Source organism: Paenibacillus sp. P4_E11, from assembly GCF_056401635.1.
This window is the reverse complement of record NZ_JBFUIX010000439.1, coordinates 1-1,560: the sequence shown is the minus strand read 5'-3', so window position 1 is coordinate 1,560 and position 1,560 is coordinate 1. Positions and strand designations below refer to the sequence as shown.

General features: G+C 43.4%; 4 protein-coding genes and 1 pseudogene. 4 read left to right on the top strand and 1 reads right to left on the bottom strand.

Features of this window, described 5'->3' with window-relative positions:
- Together AC1DWB_RS34915 and AC1DWB_RS34910 are read left to right on the top strand one after the other, a co-directional pair.
- Positions 1-190, top strand: a 190-nt coding sequence (locus tag AC1DWB_RS34915) for a hypothetical protein (protein WP_477545659.1), incomplete at its 5' end; no start/stop codon positions are given.
- A 196-nt stretch (positions 191-386) separates the two neighbouring features.
- Positions 387-620 (top strand): hypothetical protein, encoded by a 234-nt coding sequence (locus AC1DWB_RS34910; protein WP_477545658.1) that lies wholly within the window; start codon positions 387-389, stop codon positions 618-620.
- Between the two features lie 5 nt (positions 621-625).
- On the opposite strand, the gene AC1DWB_RS34905 is transcribed toward AC1DWB_RS34910, so the two are convergent.
- Positions 626-832 carry a helix-turn-helix domain-containing protein gene (locus tag AC1DWB_RS34905; protein WP_477545657.1) on the bottom strand — a complete coding sequence of 69 codons (207 nt, stop codon included), beginning with the start codon at positions 830-832 and terminating at the stop codon, positions 626-628.
- Between the two features lie 153 nt (positions 833-985).
- On the opposite strand from AC1DWB_RS34905, the gene AC1DWB_RS34900 reads away from it, so the two are divergent.
- On the top strand, positions 986-1,144 hold the full coding sequence (locus tag AC1DWB_RS34900; RefSeq protein ID WP_477545656.1) for a hypothetical protein: 159 nt from the start codon (positions 986-988) through the stop codon (positions 1,142-1,144).
- Positions 1,145-1,148: 4 nt separating this feature from the next.
- A pseudogene (locus AC1DWB_RS34895) lies at positions 1,149-1,560 on the top strand (DnaD domain-containing protein); the annotation flags it as partial.

The window sequence follows — 1,560 nt, the reverse complement described above, 5'->3', positions numbered from 1 at the left end:
GCATATGTACAATAGCGTTGACCAAGCACATCATGACTACACAATTAGAGATGTTTTAAAAACCGCAACCGTGGATGGCTTAAAGGAAATGATTAAGACGTTACTTTTGGACGAAGGAAGTCCTGAGTGGTCGCCAAATGAAGACATTATTAAAAAGGCAAAGCGTCTTGCTGGTCAAGTATCTGAATGAATAAAACGTTACGTGAGGAGATCTTCCGATGAGGCTACGAGATCATCTATATTGGCTCCCTAAAGCAATAAGACTATGGATACAAAGTATGTAAATCCATAGAGTAAAGACCCCCACCTACGGCCTCCGCTGACGCTAAGCATATGCTGTTGGACGGGGGCGCTACGCGCAAGATCAAAGCAAAGGAGAAAAGAACATGTCCAGAAATCATAAACACCGCATTATGGTACAAGTCATCAAAGAAGCAGACTTATCACAAAATGAGCTAATCGACATCCTTGCTATGTTCATGTCCGATAGCGATCCAGAAAAAGTGTCCGAGTGGTTCCGGGAGATGAAGGAAAGACGCCTTGATTTGGAACAGAGAATGGATGCGTTGCTAAAGGAAATGAACGAGCGAGAACTACACAGATTTGATCCGGTTATTTAGTTCTTCTAATCTTCCACATACTCCAGTAGATCGCCAATGGTGCAATTGAAATGTTTACACAGGGTGTTGAGCGTAGCAAGTTCGACCCCTGTTGCCTGGTCATTGTAAATCCGAGTCAATGAGGCCCGAGAGATTCCGGTGAGCTCCGACAGCTGCAGAATGCTTTTGATTTTATGGTTGCCCATCAGAATGTGTAATTTGGACTTAATCATGATAATCCTTCTTCCTACTTTGTTATCCTACTTTTACTATAAATCATTCCCAACAAAACTGTAACGCAAACCGACAAAATTGCTACGAGGTACTAGCAATATAGTAACTAATATGATACTATGTAAATACAATACTGATACGAGGTGATCACAATGAGCAAGGAGAAAATTAAAGTGTTCCCGGTCCGTGTGGAGGATGAGATCCACCGTAGGATCGAGTCAGCCTTAACCCGATCGATTCTGAAATCAAAGCATCAATGGATTGAACGTGCCATTGCTGAGAAGTTAGAACGCGACAATAAGGCGGTGTAAGGCGATGGGAGAACCGCTAGTACAGGGCGGTTGCATACTCATTGCTCGGAAGATCATCGAGAGCGAGATATGGGACAAGCCTCCACTTTACTTAAAAGTTTGGTTGTACCTTCTGACTCAAGCACAGCACAGCGAGTACAAAGGGCTCAAGCGTGGCCAGCTTAGTACATCTATACCTGACATTATCGAAGCCGTGTCTTGGAAAGTAGGAGCGAGGACGGAACGACCTACGAAAGATCAAGTCTTTCAGGTATTAGAGTTTTTACGCGGTAAAGCGATGAAATCGCAACGAAACCTTGACGAAAGCAACGCGAAAGCAACGATGATCACGACGACGAAAGCAACGCAATCAATGCTTGTAAGTATTGATAACTACGGGCTTTATCAGGATTTTAAAAGTTACGAAAGCAATGCTG

Bases quoted from the DNA above. Each gene is read 5' to 3' on its own strand.
- AC1DWB_RS34900 (WP_477545656.1), top strand. From the start codon at position 986: ATGAGCAAGGAGAAAATTAAAGTGTTCCCGGTCCGTGTGGAGGATGAG.
- AC1DWB_RS34910 (WP_477545658.1), top strand. From the start codon at position 387: ATGTCCAGAAATCATAAACACCGCATTATGGTACAAGTCATCAAAGAA.
- AC1DWB_RS34905 (WP_477545657.1), bottom strand. From the start codon at position 832: ATGATTAAGTCCAAATTACACATTCTGATGGGCAACCATAAAATCAAA.